The organism is Streptomyces sp. NPDC048516 (assembly GCF_043199875.1).
Classification (GTDB): Bacteria; Actinomycetota; Actinomycetes; order Streptomycetales; family Streptomycetaceae; genus Streptomyces.
Window position 1 is genome coordinate 88,760 of the sequence record NZ_JBICWS010000005.1, and the last position, 25,619, is coordinate 114,378.

The 25,619-nt window shown below is 73.1% G+C and carries 18 protein-coding genes; 15 read left to right on the forward strand and 3 right to left on the reverse strand.

What is annotated here, in order from left to right; translation table 11 throughout:
• Positions 1-107: 107 nt before the first annotated feature.
• Positions 108-872, reverse strand: a complete 765-nt coding sequence (locus tag ACGFR7_RS12120) for a VOC family protein (RefSeq protein WP_393316726.1) — start codon at positions 870-872, stop codon at positions 108-110.
• Between the two features lie 133 nt (positions 873-1,005).
• Positions 1,006-2,163, reverse strand: a complete 1,158-nt coding sequence (locus ACGFR7_RS12125) for an FAD-dependent oxidoreductase (RefSeq protein ID WP_393316728.1) — start codon at positions 2,161-2,163, stop codon at positions 1,006-1,008.
• 324 nt (positions 2,164-2,487) lie between these two features.
• On the opposite strand from ACGFR7_RS12125, the gene ACGFR7_RS12130 reads away from it, so the two are divergent.
• From ACGFR7_RS12130 to ACGFR7_RS12200, 15 genes are all read left to right on the forward strand, one after another.
• Positions 2,488-3,498 (forward strand): FecCD family ABC transporter permease, encoded by a 1,011-nt coding sequence (locus tag ACGFR7_RS12130; protein WP_393316731.1) that lies wholly within the window; start codon positions 2,488-2,490, stop codon positions 3,496-3,498.
• Positions 3,495-4,571, forward strand: coding sequence for a FecCD family ABC transporter permease (locus ACGFR7_RS12135; protein ID WP_393316734.1), 1,077 nt, complete (start codon positions 3,495-3,497; stop codon positions 4,569-4,571). The genes ACGFR7_RS12130 and ACGFR7_RS12135 overlap by 4 nt, the downstream gene beginning before the upstream one ends.
• Complete coding sequence (locus tag ACGFR7_RS12140) at positions 4,568-5,380, forward strand: ABC transporter ATP-binding protein (protein WP_393316737.1); 813 nt, start codon at positions 4,568-4,570, stop codon at positions 5,378-5,380. Before ACGFR7_RS12135 ends, ACGFR7_RS12140 begins: the two co-directional genes overlap by 4 nt.
• A 60-nt stretch (positions 5,381-5,440) precedes the next feature.
• Positions 5,441-6,454, forward strand: a complete 1,014-nt coding sequence (locus ACGFR7_RS12145; protein ID WP_393316740.1) for an ABC transporter substrate-binding protein — start codon at positions 5,441-5,443, stop codon at positions 6,452-6,454.
• Between the two features lie 92 nt (positions 6,455-6,546).
• Positions 6,547-7,737: an acetyl-CoA carboxylase biotin carboxylase subunit family protein gene (locus ACGFR7_RS12150; protein ID WP_393316743.1), complete on the forward strand. Its 1,191-nt coding sequence runs from the start codon at positions 6,547-6,549 to the stop codon at positions 7,735-7,737.
• The gene (locus ACGFR7_RS12155) at positions 7,734-9,587 is read left to right on the forward strand and encodes an IucA/IucC family protein (RefSeq protein ID WP_393316746.1); all 1,854 of its coding nucleotides are present in this window, start codon (positions 7,734-7,736) and stop codon (positions 9,585-9,587) included. Before ACGFR7_RS12150 ends, ACGFR7_RS12155 begins: the two co-directional genes overlap by 4 nt.
• Entirely contained in the window at positions 9,584-10,879 is a 1,296-nt protein-coding gene (locus ACGFR7_RS12160; protein ID WP_393316749.1) for an MFS transporter, read from the forward strand. Before ACGFR7_RS12155 ends, ACGFR7_RS12160 begins: the two co-directional genes overlap by 4 nt.
• On the forward strand, positions 10,879-12,660 hold the full coding sequence (locus ACGFR7_RS12165) for an IucA/IucC family protein (RefSeq protein ID WP_393316752.1): 1,782 nt from the start codon (positions 10,879-10,881) through the stop codon (positions 12,658-12,660). Before ACGFR7_RS12160 ends, ACGFR7_RS12165 begins: the two co-directional genes overlap by 1 nt.
• On the forward strand, positions 12,657-13,904 hold the full coding sequence (locus ACGFR7_RS12170) for a type III PLP-dependent enzyme (protein ID WP_393316755.1): 1,248 nt from the start codon (positions 12,657-12,659) through the stop codon (positions 13,902-13,904). The genes ACGFR7_RS12165 and ACGFR7_RS12170 overlap by 4 nt, the downstream gene beginning before the upstream one ends.
• A complete protein-coding gene (locus tag ACGFR7_RS12175; RefSeq protein WP_393316758.1) occupies positions 13,905-14,675 on the forward strand; it encodes an HpcH/HpaI aldolase/citrate lyase family protein in 771 nt (256 codons plus the stop codon). It abuts the gene before it with no gap.
• 87 nt (positions 14,676-14,762) lie between these two features.
• Entirely contained in the window at positions 14,763-15,995 is a 1,233-nt protein-coding gene (locus ACGFR7_RS12180) for an NAD(P)/FAD-dependent oxidoreductase (protein ID WP_393316761.1), read from the forward strand.
• A gap of 141 nt (positions 15,996-16,136) precedes the next feature.
• A complete protein-coding gene (locus ACGFR7_RS12185; RefSeq protein ID WP_393316764.1) occupies positions 16,137-20,408 on the forward strand; it encodes a molybdopterin-dependent oxidoreductase in 4,272 nt (1,423 codons plus the stop codon).
• A gap of 175 nt (positions 20,409-20,583) precedes the next feature.
• Positions 20,584-20,778: a hypothetical protein gene (locus tag ACGFR7_RS12190; protein WP_393316767.1), complete on the forward strand. Its 195-nt coding sequence runs from the start codon at positions 20,584-20,586 to the stop codon at positions 20,776-20,778.
• A 40-nt stretch (positions 20,779-20,818) separates the two neighbouring features.
• Entirely contained in the window at positions 20,819-23,278 is a 2,460-nt protein-coding gene (locus ACGFR7_RS12195) for a phosphoketolase (protein WP_393316770.1), read from the forward strand.
• A 144-nt stretch (positions 23,279-23,422) separates the two neighbouring features.
• Positions 23,423-24,538 carry a cation diffusion facilitator family transporter gene (locus tag ACGFR7_RS12200; RefSeq protein WP_393316773.1) on the forward strand — a complete coding sequence of 372 codons (1,116 nt, stop codon included), beginning with the start codon at positions 23,423-23,425 and terminating at the stop codon, positions 24,536-24,538.
• A gap of 72 nt (positions 24,539-24,610) precedes the next feature.
• On the opposite strand, the gene ligD is transcribed toward ACGFR7_RS12200, so the two are convergent.
• The gene (gene ligD, locus ACGFR7_RS12205; protein WP_393317591.1) at positions 24,611-25,507 is read right to left on the reverse strand and encodes a non-homologous end-joining DNA ligase; all 897 of its coding nucleotides are present in this window, start codon (positions 25,505-25,507) and stop codon (positions 24,611-24,613) included.
• Positions 25,508-25,619 lie beyond the last annotated feature (112 nt).

A 25,619-nucleotide genomic window follows, 5' to 3' on the forward strand; every position in this document is an offset into this window, starting at 1 on the left:
GTGGAATGTGGTGAAACGACGAACAGGCCGCCGATCGTGTGACAGAGCAAGTGCGCCCGTGGCACGAGCGGTCGCCGCACCACGGGTACACCGGAGCGCTACCGGACTCAGCCCTCCATGCCGGCGCCGTGGATCCCGAAGTGCCCTCCCTGCGGATCCCGGATCACCGCGACCCTCGGCCCCGCGGGCACATCGGTCGGGGGTACCAGCAGCATGCCGCCCGACTCGGCGGCCCGGGCGGCCGTCTCGTCGACGTCGGCGACCGCGAAGTACGGCAGCCAGTGCGCCCTGACGTCGTCCGGGTAGAACTCGTCCAGCGCGCTCATCCCGCCGAAGTCGGCGCCGTCGATCCCCCACTGCGGGTAGTCCTTGTGCGTGCCCACGGTCCAGCCGAAGATCCGTGTGTAGAAGGCCTTGGCGGCCTCCTCATCCCGGGTCGCGAGCTCGACCCAGCCGAGCGAGCCCGGTGCGTTGAACACCGCGGCGCCGGCGAACGACCGGCCCTGCCACAGCGAGAAGACCGCGCCTTCCGGGTCGGCCAGTACGGCGAAACGGCCGAGGTCGAAGACGTCCATCGGCCCCGTCAGCCGGCGCCCGCCCGCCTCGGTGACCGCCGCGGCCTGCGCGTCGGCGTCCCGCGTCGCGAACGACACGGTCCAGGCGGTCGGCTGCCCCGGGGTATGGAGCGGAGTCAGCGCGGCGACCGGGGCGGCCCCGAGGTACAGCATGGTGTAGCCGCCCGCCTCGGCGCGCGGGTCGGTCTCGGCGCGCCAGCCGAAGACCTGGCGGTAGTACACCTTGGCGGCGTCCACGTCCGACGTGCCCAGCTCCACCCAGCAGGGCGCGCCGGGTGTGGGCTCAGTGATCTTCACGGTGCGTTCCGTCCCTCCGCGCCCGGCCGTGGCCGGGCGGTGCCGCGCTCACGTCCGCGCGCTGCCGGTCGGCATTCGTACGCTGCCGATCGTCCGACGGGTGCGACGGGGCCGCAACCGGAGAGCCGGCAGGTCACCGCGGGCGGGCGCGCAGACGGCCCGGCGAGCCGCGCGGGGAGTCGGGGGCGAGGGCTTCGGCCAGGCCGCGGGCGGCATGCTCGGCGGCCTCGGTGGCGCGGGGCAGCAGGGCCGCTTCGTAGGCGCGTACCGCTTCGTCCGGGTCGCGGTGTCCGGCGAGGGCCCGGGCGAGTTCGGCGCCGTCGAGCATGGCCAGGCCGGCACCCGGGGCGGCGAACGGCGGCATCAGGTGCGCGGCATCGCCGAGCAGGGTCAGGCCGGGGGTGTGCGTCCAGGTGTGCGGCACCGGCAGGGCGAACAGCGGCCGGCCCGCGAACCCGCCGTCGTTGTCGCGCAGCAGCGCCAGCAGCCGTTCGTCCCAGCCCGCGAACCGGTCGAGGAGTACGGCGCGGACGGCCTCGGTGTCCGTCATCCGCACCCCGGCCTCCAGCGCCCAGTCCTGGGAGCCGCGGAAGGCGGCGTAGAGGCGGATGCGGCCGCGGCTGTCCCGCCGCGCGAACAGCGCCTTGCCGGCGGACGCCGCCATCATGCTGCCGGCGCCGACCAGACGGGCGATCTCGGGGTGGCGGGTGTCGGCGTCCTCGAATCCGGACTCGACGAAAGTGACCCCGGTGTAGTGGGGGGTGGCGTCGGAGAGCATCGGCCGGACCCTGGACCAACTGCCGTCGGCACCGATGACCAGGTCGAAGGTCTCGTTGTGGCGGTCGTCGAACTCGGCCCGGTGGCGGCCGTCGCCGAGCGGATGAAGGGTGCGCAGATAGCTGCCCCAGCGGACGGTTTCGGGGGTGAGGGAGTCCAGCAGCAGTCGGCGCAGCTCGCCCCGGCCGATCTCGGAGTGGCCGGCCGCGCCGGGGGCGGGGGCGGGGGTGGGGGCGTACGGGAAGGGCGCCGTCGCGGTGTGGTCGAGCATCCGCACCTCCTGGCCCGCGGGGCGGGCGAGAGCGGCGGACTCCTCGTCCAGACCGGCGGCCCGCAGCGCCGCCTGACCGGTCGTCATCTCCAGCTCCAGCGCGCCGCCTTGCGGGCGGGCGCCGGCGGCGGCGTCGTGCTCGAAGACGGTGACCGGTACGCCGTTGCGCTGCAGAACGCGGGCGCAGGTCAGCCCGCCGGGGCCGGCGCCGATGATCGCGATGCGGGGAGTGGTGGGGGTCATGGCGCTCCTCAGACGGGCAGGACGGCGGGGCCTCTCCCTCAGAAAAGCACATTGGCCGAAAAGGTCCATCGATGCGCTTTCCGCACAACTCTCCCCTTGTAAGCGAGGGACGCGAAGGGGGAACCGCGGTGATCCGCCGGAGTGAGTTGGGTGTGGAGGGGTAGATCACCCCAGGTCGGGACCTTGCGAGGGCTCAGCGGCAGGCATCCGCCGGGCAAAAAGGACAGTTGATTGTTTAACGCCGCCTCAGTTGCGGATTTAGGTATGCCTAACCTAATGTAACGACGCGTGCCGACGTTCAAACCACCTGCCACCGCACCCCCTGTGCCCGATGCGCGTCCCGCCGCGAACCTCCTGCGGCGCGTCCCGCTGTTCGTGGCCGGGCTCTGTGCCCTGGCGGCCTGTGCCGCCCTGAGCCTCGCCCTCGGTGCCCGGTCCGTACCGCTGTCCACCGTATGGGACGCGCTGTCCGGCGCCGTCCACGGACGGGATGCCCTCGTGGTGACCGGACTTCGGTTGCCGCGGACCGTGGTGGCCCTCGCGGTCGGCGCGGCGCTCGGCGTCGCCGGTGCGGTCGTCCAGGGCGTCACCCGCAACCCGCTCGCGTCCCCGACGACGCTCGGCATCAACGCGGGCGCGGGCTTCGCGGTGGTCACCGCGATCTACGCACTGCATCTCACCCGCCCCGAGCAGTACGTCTGGTTCGCGTTCGCCGGAGCCGCGGCCGCCGCGCTGTTCGCCCAGGCACTGGCCCGGCGCGCAGGTGATCTCGACCCGGCACGGCTCGCGCTGGGCGGCACCGTCCTCCAACTCGTCCTGATCTCCTGGACCTCGACGGTCATGCTGGCCAGCAAGCGGTCACTGGACGAGGCCCGGTTCTGGATGGCCGGTTCGCTGGCCGAGCGCCCGCTGTCGGTGCTCTACCCGGTGCTGCCGACCCTGGCGCTCGGCCTGCTCCTCGCGCTGGCCCTGGCCCCCGCCCTCAACGCGCTGGCGCTGGGCGACGACGCGGCGCAGGCACTGGGCGTACGGGTGACCCGGATCCGGGTGGCCGGCGGCCTGGCCGTCGTCCTGCTCGCCGCGTCGGCGGTGGCGGTGGCCGGTCCGCTCACCTTCATCGGGCTGGCCGCACCGCACCTGGTCCGCCAGCTGCTGCGCACCTCCGACCACCGGATCGTGGTGCCCGGCTGTCTGATCGCCGGTCCCCTGCTACTGCTCGCCGCCGACATCCTCGGACGGGTCGTCATCCGGCCGTCCGAGCTGCAGGTCGGCATCATCAGCGCGTTCCTGGGCGCGCCGCTGCTGGCACTGCTGGCCCGGAAGGTGGCCCGATGACCGACCTCGCACGGGACGAGAAGCAGCTCGGCTCGCCGTCCTCCTCCCCCTCCCCCGCGCCCCGAGGCGGGCGCACGGTCCCCCGGACCCTGCTGCTCGCCCTCGCCGGCCTCGTGGTGCTCGGCGCGCTGGTGACGGTGTCGGTGGCCAACGGCGATATGCCGCTGCCGCCCGCCGATGCGGTCCAGGGGCTGTTCGGGATCGGCGATTCCGCCACCGTGCTGGTGGTCCAGGAGTTCCGGGCCCCGCGGATGGTCGCGGCGATCGTCGCGGGCGCGGGCCTGGCGGTGGCCGGTGCCCTGCTGCAGCGGCTGTTCCGCAATCCGCTCGCCTCCCCCGATGTGATGGGGGTGACCGGCGGTGCCTCGTTCGGCGCGGTGGCGATGCTGGCCGCCGGGGCCTCGCAGGCGCTGATGCCGCTCGCCGCGCTCGGCGGCGGGCTGCTGGCCGCGGTCCTGCTGGGGGTGTTCGGCTGGCGCGCCGGGGTCAGCGTGACCCGCCTGGTGCTGGTCGGTCTCGCCGTGCAGGCGGGCCTGTCCGCGGCGGTGAGCTTCATGGTGGTCCGCTTCCCCACCGAGCTGGCCGGTTCGGCCCTCCAGTGGACCACGGGGTCGGTGTACGGGCGGACCTGGACCGAGGTGTGGTCCGCGGGCGGGGCGATGGCCGTGGCGCTGCTCGCCGCCTTCGCACTGCAGCGCCGGCTCGCGGTCCTCGACCTGGGCGACGACTCGGCGGGCGCGCTCGGTCTGCGTACCCACACCGCCCGCCTGCAGATCCTGGTCGTCGCCATCGTGCTGGCCTCGCTGGCCGCCGCGCTCACCGGCCCGGTCGCCTTTGTCGCGCTCGCCGTCCCGCACATGGTGCGGTTCCTCGCCGGGCCGCCGACCGCCGGGACGCTGGCGCTGTCCGGCCTGGCCGGCGCGGTGCTGCTGCTCGCCTCCGACCTCGTGGCGCAGTACCTGCTGCCGGTCGGCGGGCTGCCGGTCGGCGTGGTCACCGCCACGCTGGGCGCGCCGTGGCTGCTGGTGTTGATGATCCGTCAGAGCAGTTCCGTCAACAGGAGTGTCCGATGACCGCCAACCAGCTCTCCACCCAGGGACTCGATCTGCGCTACGGCGACCGGCTGATCGTCGGCGGCCTCGATCTGGTGCTGCCGGGCGGCGCCGTCACGGCCGTCGTCGGCCCCAACGCCTGCGGCAAGTCGACCCTGCTGCGCGGTCTGACCCGGCTGCTGACGCCGGCCGCCGGCACCGTCGCACTGGACGGCGCGGATATCCACCGGATGCCGGCCCGGGCGCTCGCCCTGCGGATGGGGCTGCTCCCCCAGCAGCCGGTCACCCCCGACGCGATCACCGTCGAGGCGCTGGTCCGGCTGGGCCGCTACCCGCACCAGCGGCTGCTGAGCCCCTGGTCGAGGGCGGATCAGCAGGCGGTGGAGGAGGCCCTGCGGCGCACCGGCACCCTGGAGCTGCGCGACCAGCCCGTCGACCGGCTCTCCGGCGGCCAGCGGCAGCGCGCCTGGATCGCGCTCGCGCTGGCCCAGGACACCGAGCTGCTGCTGCTCGACGAGCCGACCACCTTCCTCGATCTGCGGCACCAGCTCGATGTCCTCGACCTGGTCGCCGCGTTGCACTCCGAGGCGGGCCGCACCGTGGTGATGGTGCTGCACGACCTCGGCCAGGCGGCCCGGTACGCGGATCACCTCGTGGTCCTCAAGGACGGGCAGCTGGCGGCGGCCGGCGCACCGGCGGACGTCCTCGACGCGGAGCTGGTCAAGTCCGTGTTCGACGTGGACTGCCGGGTGATCCCCGACCCCGAGACCGGCACCCCGCTGGTCGTCCCCAAGGGGAGCGCGAAACGGCACACCGCCGTCTCCGCCTGACCCGGCCTCTCCCCCACGGCTTCTCCCCTTTCCGCTCCCCCTCAGGAAGTTGAACCCTTCATGCTGAACAGAGCCACTCTCCACGGCGCCGGCCGGCTGCCTGCCGCACTGCTCTCCGTCGTCCTGGGCGCGGGCGCCCTCACCGCGTGCGGCGGCGGTACCTCCTCGGGCGGCGATGACGCGGCGAAGAGCGGCGCCGGCTTCCCGCGCACCGTCAAGAGCGCCATGGGCGGCGACGTGAAGATCCCCGCCAAGCCCCGGCGCGTGGTCGTCCTGGACACCGGTGAGCTCGACGACGTCGCCACGCTCGGCATCAAGCCCGTCGGCGCGGTCTCCCCGCACATGAAGACCGAGGGCGGCTTCCCCACCTACCTCAAGGACGAGATCGGGGGTGTCAAGGACGTCGGTCCGCTGCTGGAGCCGAACCTGGAGAAGATCATCGCCCTGAAGCCCGACCTGATCCTGTCCTCCAAGGTCCGGCACGAGAAGATCTACGACAAGCTCCAGCAGATCGCGCCGACCGTCTTCACCGAGACCACCGGCGGCCCCTGGAAGGCCAATCTCAAGGTCCACGCCAAGGCGCTGGGTCTGGAGAAGGAAGCCGACCGGAAGCTGAAGGAGTACGAGACCCGGGCCAAGGCGCTGGGCGAGGCCATCAAGAAGAAGTACCACGGCAAGATGCCGTCGGCATCCGTGGTGCGCTTCGTCGCCGGCCCGACCCGCCTCTACCAGAAGTCCTCCTACAGCGGTGTGGTCCTCGACGACATCGGCCTGGCCCGGCCGAAGTCGCAGAGCTCCACCGACCCGGCCAAGACGATGCTCGACGTCAGCCCTGAGCAGATCGACAAGGCCGACGCGGACCTGGTGTTCGTCACCACCGCGGACACGCCGAGCAAGACCCAGCAGAAGGACGTCACGTCCAACCCGGTCTGGAAGGACCTGCCGGCCGTCAAGAAGAACAAGGTCATCAACGTGCCCGACGAGACCTGGATGTCCGGCATCGGCATCCAGGCCGCCGAGCACATGCTCGCCGACGTGGCCAAGGCCACCGGCGTGCCGCTGCCGAAGGCCTGACCCGCCCGAAACGGGGGTGGGCCGCCGTCCCCACGGCCCGCCCCCGTCCTCGATGTCCCCTGCACCACCCTTGATCCTGAAGGGCCGCGCCCATGCGGATGTACCTGCTCGCTCTCAACCCCACCGACTCGGTCACCGAGGGATTCCTCCCCGCCGCCGCCCGCCTCGGTCTCGATGTCACGCTGCTGACGGACCAGCCCGAGGCACACCGGCGCACCGGATGCCGGGCAGAGGTCCTGGAGTGCGACGTCCGTGACTTCCGTGCCGTCATCACCCGCATCGCCACCCACCACCCCGCCGCCGCGGTCTTCACCAACAGCGACCATCTGCAGACCCAGGCGGCCCTGGCCGCCGAGTACTTCGGGCTGCCGGGCAAGGACTGGCGGGCCACGCTGCGCGCCAAGAACAAGGCCGAGATGCGCCGTCACCTCGCCGCGTCCGGCGCCGACACCGTGCGGTCCGTGGAGCTCGCCCCCGGGCAGGACCCCTCGGCGCTCACCGCCGCCGGGCTTCCCTACCCCTGTGTCGTCAAACCCCGCGAGGGCGTGGCCAGCGAGGACGTGATGCCGGCCGGCGGCCCGGAGGAACTGGTGGCGCGCGCCAAGGAGATACAGGCCCGGCGCCCGGAGGCGGCGCTGGTCGCCGAGGAGTTCCTGGCCGGCGAGCTGTACACGCTGGAAACCCTCGGTGACGGCCGACGGCGCCATGTCCTGGGCGGTTTCCACACCACGCTCTCCGCGCCGCCCTCCTTCATCGAGGAGCGGCACGACTTCGTCGCCGCCCATCCGGAGCCCGTCGTCGCCCAGGTACTGGCCCAACTCGACGCCCTGGACGTCGGGTTCGGCGCCTGCCACACGGAGTTCGTGGTGCACGAGGGCCGGGCGCGCCTCATCGAGGTGAACTACCGCGTCATCGGCGACCAGTGCGATCTGCTGCTCGCCCGGGTCCTGGGCATCGAGCTGTTCGAGCACGTCCTGCGCACCCACCTCGGCGAGCCGCTGCCCGCCGACCTCGGTGCCCGGCGCGACGGCGCGGGCCGGGTGGAGTACGCCCTCGCCGACCGGGCCGGGACGCTCACCGCCGCGCCCGCCGCCACGGACCGCGAGACGGACGGCGTACGGCTGGCCTACCGGCCGCTGCGCGCGGTCGGCACCGAGCACCCGCACTACCGCACCAACCGCGACTACCTCGGCGTCCTGCGGGCCACCGGCACCGACCGCGGCGCCCTGGACCGGGCCGCCGAGGGCTTCTTCGCCGCCGAGCGCTGGGAGATCTCGTCATGACCGTCTCCCCGGACACCACCGCCGATATCACCAGCGACGTCACCACCGGCATCACCGGCGACGTCCCCGCGGGCTCGACCGGGCAGGAGCCGGCCGGGGCCGAGGAGTCCGAGCTGCTGGTGCGGGTGCTGGGCGCGCTGCTGCGCGAGGACGTGGTCGGTCTGCGCACCCGCGGCACGCTGCTGGAGCGGCCGGACGGCCCCTGGCTGCGGCTGCCCGCCGGCCCGGACGCCGGCGCCCTGCTGCTGCCGCTGGGCGCGGACGGTTACCAGAGCACCCATGCGGCCCGGCTGCCACTGCTCGTCCGCGAAGCCGACGGCGCCCGGCTCACCTCGGTCGACGCGGTCCTCACCGCGCTGCGCGCGCTCGCCGACCCGGCCGACCGCCCCGGCTTCGACGCCTTCGCCGAGGAGTGCCGGCAGACCCTGGCGACGATGCGGCTGCACACCCGCACCCGGGACGAGGTCGACCAGGTACTGACCGGGCGCCACGGCGCCTCGGCCGGTGCCTGGCAGGGTGTGGACGGCGGACTGGCCTACGACACCCTCGCCGCGCGCATCGACCACCCCGTCTACCCGGCCTCGCGGGGCCGCTCCGGCCTGGCCGAGGACCACCTGCGGTCCTACGCCCCCGAGTTCCATCCGGAATTCCCGCTGCGCTGGCTGGCCGTACCCCGCACCGCGATGACCGTCGCGGGCGGCACCGCGGCGCTGCCCGGCTGCTGGCCGACGCCGGCGGAGCTGGACCTGCCGCACCTCGACGACAGCCATCTCGCGCTGCCCGTCCACCCGCTGACGCTCGGCGGCCCGCTGGACGAGGCGCTGCGCGAGACCGGTCTGACGGGCGAGGCGGTGCTGTCCGGGCGCGCCCCGCTCCACGCGGTGCCGACCCTGTCGATGCGGACCGTGGCGGTGGACGCCGACCCCCGGCTGCATCTGAAGCTGCCGCTGGCCACCGCGACACTGGGGCTGCGCAACCGGCGCACCATCAAGCCCCGTACGCTCATCGACGGCGCCGAGGGCCAGCGGCTGCTGGACAAGGTGATCGCCCGCGAGCCGCGGTTCGCGGCATCGATCCTGCAGGCCGACGAGACGGTCTACGCGCACGCCGGCCATGAGCTGCTGGCCGTGCTGTGCCGGCGCTACCCGGCCGGGCTGGACGCCAGCGCCGTGGTGCCGATGGCCGCGCTGCTGGGCCGGGCGCCCGGCGGACGGCTGGTGATCGACGAGCTCGCCGACCGCTTCTACGGCGGTGACCCGCTGGCCCTGCTGGACGCCGTCCTGGCCCTGCTCTTCGACTGGCAGACCACGCTGTTCGGCTACGGCTTCGGCCTGGAGTCGCACCAGCAGAACATCTCGCTGATACTGGACGAGGGCGCGCACGGCACCCGGCTGCGGCTGCTGTTCAAGGACAACGACGCGCCGCGCATCAACGCCGTACGACTGCGGGAGACCCTGGGCGAGGACGCCCCGGACCCCGCGGACTTCGCCGATCCGCGGATCTTCGCGGAGCACGACCGGCCGGTGCTGGACCTGTTCACCACCATCACCCTGCATCTGTGCGCGGGCTCCTACGCCTTCGGGCTGGCCCGGCACGGACGGGCGCCGCTCGACCGGCTGCTGGGCCTGGTCCGCGACCGGCTCGCCGAGGCCGTCGCACGCCTGGGCACCGCGCCGGGCGGGCCGGGCGCCGCGCTGCGCGCACACGTCCTGGACGCCCCGGAGCTGCCGGTCAAGGCGATGGTCAGCGCCGGCAGCCTGCTGTCCAAGGAGCGGTCCGGCGCGGCCGACATCAACAAGCACTACACCACCGGCCCCAACTATCTGCTGCCGACGGGGATTTCCCGATGAGCCCGATGAGCCGGACGAAGACCGCCACCACCGCTCGGATCGAACCGGACGCCGTCGAGACCAAGGCGGGCCCCGGACTCGCCCGGCGCCAGGTGTTCGCCGTGGCCGGCTGCTACTTCGTGGCCTCGTTCGCCGCGCTGGGACTGCCGCCCTACCTCACCGAGATCCTGCCCGAGCTGGGCGACGGCGCCGCCCGCTGGGCCGGCCTGCTCTACATCGTGCCCACCATCTTCGGCGCCATCGGCGCCCCGCTGTGGGGGCGGCTCGCGGACCGGTTCGGCCGCAAGAAGCTGCTGCTGCGGGCCCAACTGGGCCTCGCCGCGGCGTTCTTGCTGGCCGGCTGGGCCGACTCGCTGCCCACGTTCACCGCGGCGCTGGTCATCCAGGGCGTGCTGGGCGGCACCTTCGCCGCGTCCAACGGCTACCTGGGGGCGGCGCTGGAGGGCCATGCGCTGTCCCGGGCGCTGACGCTGATGCAGGGAAGTGCCCGTGCGGCGCTGGTGTTCGCGCCGATCGTGGTCGGCTCGCTGACGCCGTGGCTGTCGCCGCACCGCCAGTACGCGCTGCTCGCCGTACTGCCGCTGACCGCCGCGGTGATGCTGGCGGCGCTGCCGGAGCCCCCGCGGACCCGGCCCGCCGCCCCGCAGGCCACCACCGCGGAGGCCGAGGCGGACGGAACGCCGGTGGCCCCGGCCGCGGCCGGGCCCTCCGGGCGCGCCCCCGCCGCTTCCCTGCGGGCCCTGTACGCGATCGAGTTCGCCTTCGTCTTCTCCACCGTCATCTCCTTCCCGTACCTGATCTCCCTCATCAAGGAGCGGATACCCGGCACCGGACCGATGGTGTCCGGTGTCCTCTTCGCCCTGCCGCACATGTGCTACCTGATCGCCGCGATCCCGGTGCACTCGCTCTTCCGCAACCGCCCCCGGGCCGGTATAGCGCTCGGCTTCGGCTGTATCGCGCTGGGCCTGGCCGGGCACGGCATCGCCGGGTCGCTCACCGCCTTCGTTGCGGTGCGTCTGGTGCTCGGCGCCGGCCTCACCCTGGGCCTGGTCTGCATGTCGGTGCTGGCCGCCGACTGCGCCAAGGGCCGCGCCCCCGGCGGGCTGTTCGGCTCGATCGAATTCTTCTCCAAGGCCGGCGCGGTCGCCGCCGGTGTGGCCGCAGCGGCCGGCAACGACTGGTTCGGCCCCACCGCGCCCGTCCTGACCGGCACCGCGATAGCGCTGGTCACCGTGTTGGCGACCGCCGTCCCCCGCCTTCCCCGTACTCTCCGCCCCCGCAGGAGCTTGTGATGCCCTCGCTGACCAATTCGCCCGCCCCCGCCGCGGACTGCGCCGCCCCCGCCGGTCTGCCCACCACGGACCAGGCCGTGGCGCACACCCTGCTCAACTGCCTGCTGCGGGAGGTGTCCGGACCCGAGCGCCAGACCGCCGTCGACCACGGCAGGCTGCTGCTGCGGCTGCCGCGCCGAGGGGTGCTGCTGCGGGTCGCGCTGCGCCGTACCTCGCTGCTCGGCGCGCACCGGTTCACCGGCCCGGTGTCCGAGCAGACCGCCGACGGCTGGTCCGAGGTCGGCTGGCGCCGGCTGGCCGAGTATGTGCACGCCGAGCTGTCGCTGCGGACCGGCGTCGACAACGAGGAGTTCCTGGCGCAGATCGCCTCCAGCCACCAGGCCGTCTCGGCGGCGCTGGCGGCCCGTACGGAGCAGGGCCCGTCCGTCCCGGCGGCCGGCGCGGACGACTGGCAGGCCGCCTACGTCGCCTCCGAGCAGACGCTGCTCTTCGGCCACCGCTTCCACCCGACCCCCAAGGCCCGCACCGGCGACCCCACCGCCTGGCAGTCCTACGCCCCCGAAACCGGGGCCGTCTTCCCGCTGCTGCTGCTCGCCGTACGGGAGGAGCTGATCGCCGAGGAGGGGTCCGGCGACGGTGCCACCGGCCCGCTGGACGCGCTGCATGCCGACGTCCCGGAGGGCTACCGGCTGCTGCCCGTCCACCCCTGGCAGTACGAGCTGCTGCGCGACCACGCGGGCCTGGCCAAGGCGCTGGAGCGCGACGACATCCGCGTCCTGGGCAGCAGTGAGACGCCGTTCGCCGCCACCGCGTCGGTGCGCACGCTCTACGACGGCAACGCGTTCCTGAAGTTCAGCCTGAACGTCCGGATCACCAACTGCCTCCGCAAGAACGCCCGTTACGAGCTGTCCGGGGCGGTGGCCCTCACCCGGCTGCTGGCGCCCGCGCTCACCGATCTCGCCACCCGGTTCCCCGGCGCCGCGGTGCTCCGCGAGCCCGCCTACCGCAGCCTCGCACTGCCCGGCGCCGACGGCCGCCCGGACACCGAGCTGCTGGAGGGCTTCGGCGTCATCGTCCGCGAGGGCCTGTCCCAGCGGCTGCTGCCGGGCACCACCCCGCTGCTGGCGGGCGCGGTCGCCGACGAGTACCCCACCAGCCCCGCGCACATCTCGCACCTCCTGGACGGCGCCGGCCCGCAGGCCGCGCTGGAGTGGTGGGCCGCCTACCTCAACCTGCTGGTGCCGCCGGTGCTCGCCGCCTACTTCGACCACGGCCTGGTGCTGGAACCGCATCTGCAGAACGTGCTGGTCTGCGTCGACGGCGACGGGATGCCCGCCCAGGTCCTCTTCCGCGACCTGGAAGGCACCAAGCTCGTCCCCGAGCACCACGCCGACCTGCTGGCCTCGCTGCCCGAGGACATCGCGGCGCCGATGACCTACGACGCCCAGCGCGGCTGGGACCGGGTGGTGTACTGCCTGCTGGTCAACCACGTCGCCGACATGCTCGCCGCGCTCGCCGATCTGCACCCGGACACCGAGACGGAGCTGTGGGCACAGGTCCGCCGCACGCTGCAGTCCCACGCGGACCGGTACGGCTGCCCGCCGCGGCTGGCCGCCCTGCTGGCCGGCGTCCCGCTGCCCGCGAAGGCCAATCTGCTCACCCGCTGGGAGCGCAAGGCCGACCGTGAGGCCGGCTACGTCCTGCTGCCCTCGCCGCTGGCCGAGGCCGTTCTGTCGGGCGCCGTGCGCACCGACGACACCACCCCCTGGAGCACCCGATGACCACCCCGAGCCCCGCCCTCACCGACGCCGTCCGCGACCGCGTCCGCTCCCTGACGGCCGACGAACTCCCGTCCTACGTCTACGACATGGCGGCTCTGCGCACGCACCTGGCCGAGGTCCGGGCCGCCCTGCCCGAGCGCGTCGAGCTGTACTACGCGGCCAAGGCCAACCCGGAGCCGGAGATCCTGGAGGCGCTGCGCCCGTACGTGGACGGCTACGAGGTCTCCTCGGGCGGCGAGCTGGCGCACGTCGGCAAGGCCGTGCCGGACGCGCCGCTCGCCTTCGGCGGACCCGGCAAGACGCCCGCCGAGATCACCCAGGCGCTGGAGCTGGGTGTCGGGCGCTTCCACGTGGAGAGCGTGTACGAGCTCCACATGCTCGCGAGCCTGGCCGTCCGCCTCGCGCCGCAGCGCCGGATCGCGGTGCTGGCACGCTTCAACCTGCCGGTCGACGACGGTTCCCTGGACGGCAGTTCGCTGGCCATGGGCGGCCGCCCCACCCCCTTCGGCCTGGACCCCGCGCAGGCCGGCGAGGTCGTCACCCTGCTCACCCACGGCACCTACCCGCAGCTCGAACTCCGCGGCATCCACGCCCACCTGGCCAGCGGCCTGGAGGCGCCCGAGCAGCTGGCCGTCTCGGAGGCCGTGGTCACCTGGGCCGCCGGCCTGGCCGCACACCACCGGATACCGCTCTGCGAGGTGACCATCGGCGGCGGAATGGGCGTCGATTACGCCGCCCCGGAGCGGCGGTTCGACTGGGCGGCCTACGGTGCGGGCCTGGCGCGGCTCGCCGACGCCCATCCCGGCTTCACCCTGCGCATCGAGCCCGGGCGCGCGCTGACCGCCTACTGCGGCTGGTACGCCACCGAGGTGCTGGATGTGAAGCACAGCCACGGCGAGGAGTTCGCCGTGGTCCGCGGCGGCACCCACCATCTGCGCACCCCCGCGACCAAGGGCCACGACCAGCCCTGCACGGTCCTGCCGTCCGGCGCGCCCTGGCCGCACCCCTGGCCGCGGTCGGCGGCGCAGGGCGACCTGGTCACCGTCACCGGGCAGCTGTGCACCCCCAAGGACGTCCTCGCCCGAAACGTCCCGGCGACGGGGCTGCGGGCCGGTGACCGGGTGGTGTTCGGGGTCGCCGGGGCGTACGCCTGGAACATCTCGCACCACGACTTCCTGATGCACCCGCGCCCCGGCTTCCACTTCCTCGGTGCCGGGGAGCCCGGTGCGGCCGGGGAGGTCTGAGTGCTCCGCCCCAATGAGGTCCGGCGCAGGCTCGCCGTGGGTGAGGAGGCGTACGGGCTGTTCAGCACGCTGCCCGAGCCCACCATGGTCGAGATGATCGGCTGCGCCGGCTACGACTTCGTCATCCTGGACACCGAGCACACGCTCGTCGACCCGCAGCGGCTGGAAAACCTCATCAGGGCCGCCGAGACGACCGGGCTCACCCCCTTCGTCCGGGTCCCCGAGGCCGATCCCGGCGCCGTGCTGCGTGCCCTGGACGCCGGGGCGATGGGCATCGTCGTCCCGCACGTCCGGCGGCGCGCGGACATCGACGCCACGGTCCGCGCCGCCCGCTACGCGCCCGAGGGCATGCGCTCGCTCAACGGCGGCCGGGGCCCCGGCTTCGGCAGCATCGACCCGTCCGCATACCTCCGCAGGGCCAACGAGGAGATCATGATCGTGGCGCTCATCGAGGACGCCGAGGGGGTCGAGGCGATCGACGGCATCCTCTCCCCCGGCGGCGTCGACCTGGTCCTGCCCGGCCCCGGTGATCTCTCCCAGTCCTACGGGGTTCCCTGGCAGGTCCGGCACCCCCGCGTGCGCGAAGCGGTCCGGAGCCTGCACGAAGCCTGCGCCCGCCACTCCGTTCCCTTCTGCGCCATGTCCACCACGCCGGAGCGCCGCGCCGAATGGCGTGCCGGCGGCGTCCGGGCCTTCGTCGTGGGCGAGGACCGCGACCTGACGGCGCGGGCGCTGCGGGGACATCTGGAGCGGACCGCCGGGCGGAACTGACGGCAACTCCTTCGGCGGTACCCGCCCGGGCCCCGGGCGGGTAACTGATGACCGGGTAACCGATCGTCCGAAGGAGCTGAGCGGGACATGGCCCAGAACACGGCATTCATCATCGCGGGAGCGGGGCTGGCCGGCGCGAAGGCCGCGGAAACCCTGCGGGCGGAGGGCTTCGACGGCCCCGTCGTCCTGCTGGGTGACGAGCGCGAGCGTCCCTATGAGCGTCCGCCGCTGTCCAAGGGCTACCTCCTGGGCACCTCCGAGAAGGAGAAGGTGTACGTCCACCCGCCGCAGTGGTACGCCGAGCACGAGGTCGATCTGCGCCTGGGCAACGCCGTCACCGCCCTCGACCCGGCCGGCCACGAGGTGACCCTCGCCGACGGCAGCAGGCTGGGCTACGCCAAGCTGCTGCTGGCCACCGGCTCCACACCCCGCCTGCTGACGGTGCCCGGCGCCGACCTCGAAGGGGTCCACACGCTGCGGCGCCTGGCGGACAGCGACCGCCTCAAGGAGGTCTTCCGCTCCGCGTCCCGGGTCGTGGTGATCGGCGGCGGCTGGATCGGTCTGGAGACCACGGCCGCCGCGCGGGCGGCCGGGGCCGAGGTCACCGTGCTGGAGTCGGCGCCGCTGCCCCTGCTGGGGGTGCTGGGCCGCGAGGTCGCCCAGATCTTCGCCGGTCTGCACACCGAGCACGGCGTCGCCCTGCGCTGCGACACCCAGGTCACGGAGATCACCGGCACGAACGGCGCGGTGGACGGGGTACGGCTGGCCGACGGCACCCGGATCGCGGCCGACGCGGTGATCGTCGGCGTCGGGATCACCCCCAACACCGAGACGGCCGCCGCGGCCGGGCTCAAGGTCGACAACGGCGTCGTCGTGGACGAGCGGCTGTGCTCCTCCCACCCGGACATCTACGCCGCCGGCGATGTCGCCCATGCCTACCACCCCCTCCTGGGCAGGCATCTGCGCGTCGAGCACTGGGCCAACGCCCTCCACCAGCCGCAGACCGCCGCCAAGGCCATGCTGGGCCGGGAGGTCCGCTACGACCGGCTGCCGTACTTCTTCACCGACCAGTACGACCTGGGCATGGAGTACACGGGATACGTCGGACCTGAGGGGTATGACCAGGTCGTCTTCCGCGGCGACACCGCGGCCCGTGAGTTCATCGCCTTCTGGCTCTCCGGCGGCCGGGTGCTGGCCGGGATGAATGTGAACGTGTGGGACGTCACCGATCCGATCCGGGCCCTGGTGGCGAGCGGGCAGGCCGTGGACCCGGAGCGGCTGGCCGACACGGACGTACCGCTGGAGGCACTGCTGTCCTGAGCGGCGGTCGCCGGCCGTTCTCACGGGGCGCGGCCGGCGACTGTGTGGCCGCCGTAACGACGGTTGATCACTCGACGTGACACCCGGTTAACGGGCGATTCATACCGTGGGCGGAGCATCCGACCACGAAGGGGACCACCCGTGACCGCACCGGAACCGCCGGCCGAGAGCATCACGCAGGTGCGGACGGCATGCTCGTACTGCGGCGTCGGCTGCGGGATCGTGCTGGACGTGGCGACGGGTCCGGACGGGCGGCGGACGGTCCGCAAGGCGACCGGCGACAAGGCCCACCCGGCGAACGGCGGACGGCTGTGCACCAAGGGCGCGACCAGCGCCGAACTGCTCGCCGCGCCGGGGCGGCTGTCGAGTGCCCTGGTGCGCGCGGACCGCGGCGACGAACCGGCGGCCGAGGCGATGGACACGGCGGTCAAGCAGACCGCCGGGCGACTGCGCGAGATCGTCGACGAGCACGGACCGGACGCCCTCGCCCTCTACGTGTCGGGTCAAATGACCCTGGAGGCACAGTACTTGGCGAACAAGCTCGCTAAGGGCTTCGTCCGCACCCGGCACATCGAGTCCAACTCGCGGCTGTGCATGGCGAGCGCGGGAAGCGGTTACAAGCTGTCGCTGGGCGCGGACGGCCCGCCCGGCTCGTACCAGGACTTCGAGCACGCCGAGGTCTTCTTCGTCATCGGCTCGAACATGGCCGACTGCCATCCGATCCTCTTCCTGCGGATGCGGGAGAGGATGAAGGCGGGCGCCAAGCTGATCGTGGTCGACCCCCGGCGCACCGCCACCGCCGCCAAGGCCGATCTGTTCCTGCCGATCGCGCCGGGTACCGATCTGGCGCTGCTCAACGGCCTGCTGCACCTGCTGGTCGAAAGCGGTGCCATCGACAAGGAGTTCATCGCCGAGCACACCGAGGGCTGGGAGGCGATGCCGGACTTCCTGCGGGACTATCCGCCCCCGGTGGTCTCGGAGATCACCGGGATACCGGAGGCGGACCTCCGCCTGGCCGCCGAGTGGATCGGCGCGGCCGGCGACTGGATGAGCTGCTGGACCATGGGCCTGAACCAGAGCACCCACGGCACCTGGAACACCAACGCACTGATCAACCTGCATCTGGCGACCGGTGCGATCTGCCGCCCCGGCAGCGGCCCCTTCTCGCTCACCGGCCAGCCCAATGCGATGGGCGGCCGCGAGATGGGCTACATGGGCCCGGGGCTGCCCGGCCAGCGCTCGACGCTGGTGGACGGGGACCGGGCCTTCGTCGAAGACCTCTGGGGCCTGGAGCCGGGGACCTTGCGGGCGGACGATCCCGGCCGGGGAACCGTCGAGATGTTCCGGAAGATGGCGGACGGGGACATCAAGGCGTGCTGGATCATCTGCACCAACCCCGTCGCCTCGGTCGCCAACCGCCGGACGGTCATCGAGGGGCTGGAGGCGGCCGAGTTCGTCGTCTCCCAGGACGTCTTCGCGGAGACCGAGACCCATGCGTACGCCGATGTGGTGCTGCCGGCCGCCATGTGGGCCGAGTCCGAGGGCGTGATGGTCAATTCGGAGCGCAATCTGACGCTGGTGCGGCAGGCCGCCGACGCTCCCGGCGAGGCCTGGCCGGACTGGCGGATCATCGCCCGGATCGCCTGCGAGATGGGCTACGAGGACGCCTTCGGCTATGAGAGCGCGGAGGAGATATTCGAGGAGATCAAACGCGCCTGGAACCCGCGGACCGGCTATGACCTGCGCGGAGTGAGCTATGAGCGGCTGCGGCACACGCCGGTGCAGTGGCCGAGCGCGGCCGCCGGCGGTCCCGACCGCAATCCGGTGCGCTACCTCAACGACGGCAGCAGCCAGACCCTTCAGGAGCGGCCGGACGGCACCCGTCCCCGGCTGTCCTTCCCCACCGCCAGCGGCCGGGCCGCCTTCTTCGCCCGTCCGCACCTTCCGGCGGCCGAGCTGCCCGACGACGACTTCCCGTATGTGCTGAACACCGGACGGCTGCCGCACCAGTGGCACACCCTGACCAAGACCGGCAAGGTCGCCAAGCTGAACAAGCTCAACCCCGGCCCGTTCGTGGAACTCCATCCGGACGATGCCCGGACGCTGGGCATCGCGGAGGGCGACACCGTCGAGGTCGCCTCGCGGCGCGGCCGGGCGGTGCTGCCCGCCGTGCTGACCGACCGGGTACGGCCCGGGAACTGCTTTGCGCCGTTCCACTGGAACGATCTGTTCGGCGAGTACCTCAGCGTCAATGCGGTCACCCATGACGCGGTCGATCCGGTCTCCTTCCAGCCCGAGTTCAAGGTGTGCGCGGTGTCGTTGGCCAGGGTGGCGGGCGAGGCGGGGCACGGGCCGGCAGGGGCGGGCTCGGCGCATACGGGCGGCGCGCCCGGGGCCGGGACGGACCAGGACGCCCGTACGGGCCAAGGCCCCGGCGCGGGCCGGAACCCGGACGCCCAGGGGGCGGTGGCGGTGCTGTCCGACGTCTTCCAGCTCGCCGGCGCAGCCCCGCCGGTGCTGGCCGACCACGAACGCCGCTACCTGTCCGGCTTCCTCGCCGGGCTGGGCTCCGGGACCGCCGCCGGCACGCCCGTCCTGCCCTCTCACGCCCCCTTCGCTCCGGAGAGCGCACTGTGGGTCAACGGCGTGCTGGCCGGGATGTTCTCGCGGGCGCCGGACACCCGGCCTGCGACGGCGGCGAGCCCGGCGGACTCCGCGGAAGGGGCCGGTGCCTCGCCCGCCCGTACGGTCCTGGTCCTGTGGGCCTCACAGACCGGCAACGCGGAAGAGGCCGCCGCCGACACGGCCCGGCGACTGCAGGGCAGCGGGCGGGACGCGACGCTGCTGAGCATGGCCGACAGCGCACCGGCCACCCTGCCCCGCGGCGCGGATCTGCTGCTGGTCACCAGCACCTTCGGTGACGGCGACGCCCCCGACAACGGGGCGGGTTTCTGGGAGACCCTGAACGCGCCGGACAGCCCGCGGCTGGACGGTGTGCGCTACTCCGTCCTCGCGCTGGGCGATTCCTCGTACGACGACTTCTGCGGCCACGGCCGCCGCCTCGACACCCGGCTCGCCGAGCTGGGCGCGGAGCGGCTGGCGCCGCGCACGGACTGCGAACCGGACTACGAGGAGCCGGCGGGGCAGTGGCTCGACCAGGTCCTCACGGCCCTGGGGCCCGGCACGGAGCCGGGCGAAGAGGCGGACACCGGCGCCGCCGGGGCCCCGGCCCCCGCGGCTCCCGCCCCGGAGGCCGCCGCGCCGGCGCCCGCCGCCCCGGCCCGCCCCTCCAAGGCCGCGCCCGCCACCGTCCGCCTCGTCGGCAATCAGCTGCTCAGCCGCCCCGGGGCCACCAAGGAGGTGCGGCAGTTCACCTTCGACACCCGTGACGGCGACGGTCCGCCCCTGGACTACGAGGTCGGCGACGCGCTCGGCGTGCTGCCGCGGAACTGCCCGGACCTCGTCGCGGAGTGGCTGGCGGTCACCGGCCTCGATCCCGCCGCCGGCGTCGACCTCGCGGGCCTCGGCACGGTGCCGCTGGGCGAGGCCCTGCACCGCCATCTCGATATCGCCCGGATCACCCCCGGGCTCCTCCGGCTGATCACCGAACGCACCGGTGACCGGGTTCTCAAGAAGCTGCTGCGGCCGGACAACAAGGGCGAGTTGGCCCAGTGGGCCTGGAGCCGGCAGGCCGTCGACGTGCTCGCCGAACACCCGGTGCGGGCCGGCGCGGCGGAGTGGGCGGGCGTCCTCACCCGCCTGCAGCCGCGGCTGTACTCCATCTCGTCGAGCCCGCTGAGCGATCCCGCCCTGGTCAAGCTGACGGTCTCCGTGGTCCGCTACGAAAACCGTCAGGGGCACCCGCGGAAGGGCGTCGCCTCCACCTTTCTGGCCGATGCCGAGCCCGGGTGCCCGGTGCCGGTGTTCGTCCAGCGCGCCGCCCACTTCCGGCCGCCGGCCGATCCGGCCACCCCGATGGTGATGGTGGGGCCCGGCACCGGCGTCGCGCCCTTCCTCGGCTTCCTCGACGAGCGGCGGGCCCGCGGTCACCGCGCCCCCAACTGGCTCTTCTTCGGCGAGCAGCGCCGGGCCACGGACTTCTACCACGAGGAGGCGCTGGGCCGGCTGCGCCAGGACGGGCTGCTCACCCGCCTGGACACCGCCTTCTCCCGCGATCAGCGCGCCAAGGTCTACGTCCAGGACCGGATGCGCGAACACGGCGCCCAGCTGTGGTCCTGGCTCCAGGACGGCGCCCATTTCTATGTGTGCGGCGACGCGTCCCGGATGGCCAAGGACGTCGACCGTGCGCTGCGGGACATCGCCGTCGCCCACGGCGGTCTGGCGGAGGAGGCGGCGGCCGGCTACGTCAAGCAGCTCGCGGCGGAGAAGCGCTACGTCCGCGACGTGTACTGACGTGTTCTGAGGCATCCGCCGGCCGGACCCGGGCACACGCCCTGTGTCCGTCATGAGGGGCAGGAACCACGTCATCACCCCGTGCACGGAGGGCTTCACCGCCTTGCCCGCGGATTCTTTCCTGAACGGGCCGACGACGTGCATTGGACGGACGATGGGGAGGAAGGAGAGCGCCATGACCTTGACGACCGTCCACGCCATGACCACCGAACCGACGCCCCAGGGGCCGGAGCCGGTGCCGAGTGACCCGCACCCGGTGCCGCACGACCCGGCCCCCGCCGAGCCGGAACCGGAGGAGCCGGGCCCGGAACCGGAGGAGCCACCCGGCGCGGAACCGGGCGAGCACCCGGCCCCCGAGCCGCCCGACTGAACGGGGGACGGCTCCGGTCGCACGCCACCGTGACAGGGAGATGAGCATGCACGATACGGAGAACTCGGCAGGGGCGGGGACGAGCGGGGCCCCGGCGCCGCCGGGGCCCCTCGACGCCGCCGAGCTGCACCGTCTCGACGCCCACTGGCGGGCCGCCAACTATCTGTCCGCCGGACAGATCTACCTGATGGCCAATCCGCTGCTGACGGCGCCGCTGCGGCCCGAGCACATCAAACCGCGGCTGCTGGGCCACTGGGGCACCTCGCCCGGCCTGAACCTGGTGCACACCCACCTCAATCGCGTCATCAAGGCCCGTGAGCTGGATGCCCTGTGCGTGTGGGGGCCGGGGCACGGCGGCCCGGCCGTGGTGGCCAATTCCTGGCTGGACGGCACGTACTCCGAGACCTACCCGGATGTCACCCGGGACGGCGAGGGCATGGCCCGGCTCTTCCGGCAGTTCTCGTTCCCCGGCGGAGTGCCCAGCCATGTCGCCCCCGAGACCCCGGGGTCGATCCATGAGGGCGGTGAGCTGGGCTACTCCCTCACCCATGCCTACGGCGCCGCGTTCGACAACCCGGAGCTGTTCGTCGCCTGTGTGGTCGGTGACGGCGAGGCGGAGACCGGGCCGCTCGCGGCGTCCTGGCACGCCACGAAGTTCCTGGACCCGGTGCACGACGGCGCGGTGCTGCCCGTGCTGCACCTCAACGGCTACAAGATCGCCAACCCGACGGTGCTCGCCCGGATCCCGCGGGACGAGCTGGACGCCCTGCTGCGCGGCTACGGCCACGAGCCGATCCATGTCGCGGGCGACGACCCGGCGACGGTCCATCAGGCGCTGGCCACCGCCATGGACGGTGCACTGGACCGGATCGCCGCCATCCAGCGCCGGGCCCGTACCGAAGGGGTGACGGAGCGCCCCCGCTGGCCCATGATCGTGCTCCGTACGCCCAAGGGCTGGACCGGTCCGCACGAGGTCGACGGGCAGCCCGTCGAAGGGACCTGGCGCGCCCACCAGGTACCGCTGCCCGGGGTACGCGACGACGCGGGGCATCTGCGGCAGCTGGAGGAGTGGCTGCGGTCCTACCGTCCGCAGGAGCTGTTCGACGACGAGGGCCGGCCGCGGCCTGACGTGCTCGCCTGTGTGCCCGAGGGGTCGCGCCGGCTGGGCGCCTCACCGCATGCCAACGGCGGTCTGCTGCTGCGCGATCTGCCCGTCCCGCCGCTGGAGCGGTATGCGGTGGAGGTCGGCACGCGCGGCAGCGGACTGCACGAGCCGACCCGGGTGCTGGGCGGGCTGCTGGCAGCGGTCATGGAGGCCACCGCCGAGCGCCGCGACTTCCGTGTCGTGGGTCCCGACGAGACCGCGTCGAACCGCCTGGAAGCGCTCTACGACACCACCGGCAAGGCCTGGCAGGCCGCCACCCTCGGCACCGACGAGCACCTTGCGCACGACGGCCGGGTCATGGAGGTGCTCTCCGAGCATCTGTGCCAGGGCTGGCTGGAGGGCTATCTGCTGACCGGTCGGCACGGGCTCTTCTCCAGCTACGAGGCGTTCGCGCACATCGTCGACTCCATGGTCAACCAGCACATCAAATGGCTGCGGACCGCGCGCCGGCTGCCCTGGCGGCGCCCCATCGCCTCGCTGAACTACCTGCTGACCTCCCACGTCTGGCGGCAGGACCACAACGGCTTCTCGCACCAGGACCCCGGCTTCGTCGACCACATCCTCAACAAGAGCCCGGAGGTGGTCCGGGTCTATCTGCCGCCGGACGCCAACACCCTGCTCGCGGTGGCCGATCATGCGCTGCGCAGCCGCGACTACGTCAATGTGATCGTGGCCGGCAAACAGCCGGGCTTCGACTGGCTCAGCCTGGACGAGGCCCGTGCCCACTGCGCGCGCGGCGCCGGTGCCTGGGAGTGGGCGGGCACCGAGGACGGCACCGTTCCCCGAGTTTCCGGCTCCGCTCGAAAAGCGGAGACCACCACCCCCGATGTCGTGCTGGCCTGCGCCGGGGACGTGCCGACGCAGGAGACCCTGGCGGCGGCCTCCCTGCTGCGCCGGCATCTGCCGGAGCTGACGGTGCGGGTGGTCAACGTCGTCGACATGGCGCGGCTGCTGCCGTCCGGAGAGCACCCGCACGGCATGCCCGACCCCGAGTACGACGCCCTGTTCACCCGCGACAAGCCGGTCATCTTCGCCTACCACGGCTACCCGTGGCTGATCCACCGGCTCTGCTACCGCCGCGCCGGCCACGCGAATCTGCATGTCCGCGGCTATCGGGAGGAGGGCACCACGACCACGCCCTTCGACATGGTCGTGCGCAACGATCTCGACAGGTACCGGCTGGTGATGGATGTGATCGACCGGGTCCCGGGCCTCGGGGTGCGCGCCGTCGCGCTGCGGCAGGAGATGGCGGACGTCCGTACCCGCCACCACGCCTGGATCCGGGAACACGGCACCGATCTGCCGGAGGTCGCCGACTGGACCTGGGCGAGCTGACGGCATCCGGCCGGACGCTCCCGCACAGCGGACCGGGGCGAAGGCGCCGCTGCCGTGGGGCGCACCGGCTCCGCACCGGATACACCGCCCGGCCCGGCGGCTACGATCGCTTCGGCTGTCCAACCGACGACGGGGAGGCCCCGCTTGTCCCAGCACGCTCAGACCGCGCATCACTCCACCGGCCGAACGGAGCAGGAGGAGGGCAAGGACCAGGAGGACAGCCGGACCGCGGTCACCGTTTTCGTGGCGCTCGGCGCCAATCTGGTGATCGCCCTCGCCAAGGTGCTCGGTGGGCTGTTCGCGGGCTCGCCCGCGCTGCTCTCCGAGGCCGCCCACTCGGTGGCCGACAGCCTCAACGAGATCTTTCTGCTCGCCTCGCTCAAGCGCAGCACGCGCGCGCCCGACAGCGAGCACCCCTTCGGCTACGGGAAGGAGCGGTACTTCTGGTCCCTGCTCGCCGCCGTCGGCATCTTCGTCATGGGCGGCTGCTTCGCCGTCTTCCAGGGCATCGAGGCACTGCGCTCGGGCAGCTCGGAGAGCCATACGGGCTATGTCGTCGGCCTCATCGTGCTCGCGGTCGCGCTGGTCGCCGAGGGCTCCTCGCTGGTCCGCGCCGTGCTGCAGGTGGCCGGCCAGGCGCGGCGGACCGGCCGGAGCATCCGGGAGGCGATCCGCTCGGCCGACGACCCCGCGTTGCGGACGGTGCTGGCCGAGGACTCGACGGCCTGCTTCGGCGTGGTGCTCGCCATGGCCGGCCTGGGACTGCACATGATCACCGGAGAGGTCCAGTGGGAGGCCTGGGCGTCCATGCTCATCGGTGCGCTGCTGGTGTTCGTCGCCTACCAGCTCGCCAAGGAGTCACGCGGCCAGATCATCGGGGAGGCCGCCGACCCGGCTCTGCGCCGGGCACTCCTGGAGTTCCTGGAGGAGCAGCCGGAGATCGACACCGTGGCCACCCTGCTGTCGATGCGGCTGGGGACCCGGTCGACGCTGGTCGCGGCCCGTGTCGATCTCGTCGCCGGCCTGGACAGCGAGGAGGTCGAGGAGGTCCTGGTACGGCTGAAGACGACCATCCGCGAGCGATGGCCGCTCGCCGACCAGGTCTTCCTGGACGTCACGGAAGCCTCGCCGGGGGACCGGGAACGGGCGCGTCAGGAGCGGCGGCGGCTGGACCGGGCGGTGGACGGCGAGCCCGGGCAGGACGGCGGGTCCGGGCGCGACGGCGGATCCGGGCAGGACGAGGCGGCGCGGGAGGGGTGAGGTGCGCCGGACGGGGCGGGCCCCGCCACCGGCGCCCACCGGACCCGCTCACCCGCTCACCCGCTCACCCGCTCACCGCAAGGCGTTCAGCCGCCGTCGTGCCGGATTCAGCGAACGCCCGCGGGCCGGCACCCCGGACCACGGCCGTGCCCCCGCCTGCTCCAGGACTCCGGCGATATCCTTCAACGTCCAGCTCCGCGCGGTGAGTTGTGGGTCGTCGAGCTGCGTCCGGCTGATCGGCACGGCGACCGGGGCGCCCGGCCGGGGCCGCAGCGACCAAGGGGCGACGGCCGTCTGCGCATAGGCATTGCGCTGCACATCGAGGTAGAGCCGGTCGCCGCGCGACTTCTTGCGTACGGCGGTGGTCAGCCGGTCCGGATGACGCTCTGCCAGCACCTGCGCCACCTCCTGGGCGAAGCCGCGTACCGCGTCGAAGTCACCGGTGCCGTCCAGTGGGACGGTGACATGCAGCCCCTTCGACCCGGTGGTCATCAGGAAGGACGGCAGGCCGAGCTCATCGAGCAGCGCGCAGAGCTGCCGGGCCGCCTCCCGTACGGTCTCGAAGTCCGGTCCCGGCGGGTCCAGGTCGAACACCAGCCGGTCCGGATGGCCGGGCCGGCCGGCACGCGACAGCCAGCGGTGGAAGGTGAGACATGCCTGGTCGGCGAGGAAGAGGAGGGTCGCCTTGTCGTCGCAGACGGTATGGGTGACGCTGCCGCCCTCCTTGGTGACCCGAGCCCGCCGGATCCAGTCGGGGTAGTGGTCCGGGGTGTCCTTCTGCATGAACTGAGGGCCGCCCAGCCCCTCCGGAAGCCGCTCCAGCATCAGCGGCCGTCCCCGCAGCTGCGGGAGCATCGACGCGGCCACCTGTCGGTAGTAACCGACGACATCGGCCTTGGTCAGGCCGTCGTCAGGAAACAGCACCTTGTCCGGACGGTGGATCTCCACCGTGCGGCGGCCCGCGCGCACCGTGTCCGTGGCCGTTTCCGCGGCCCGGTCCGTGGCCGTTTCCGTGACCGGGTCCGCGTGCGTGCCGGGGTCCGTGACGTTCATGCGGCGGGGGTACCCGCTCCCGGCCGTC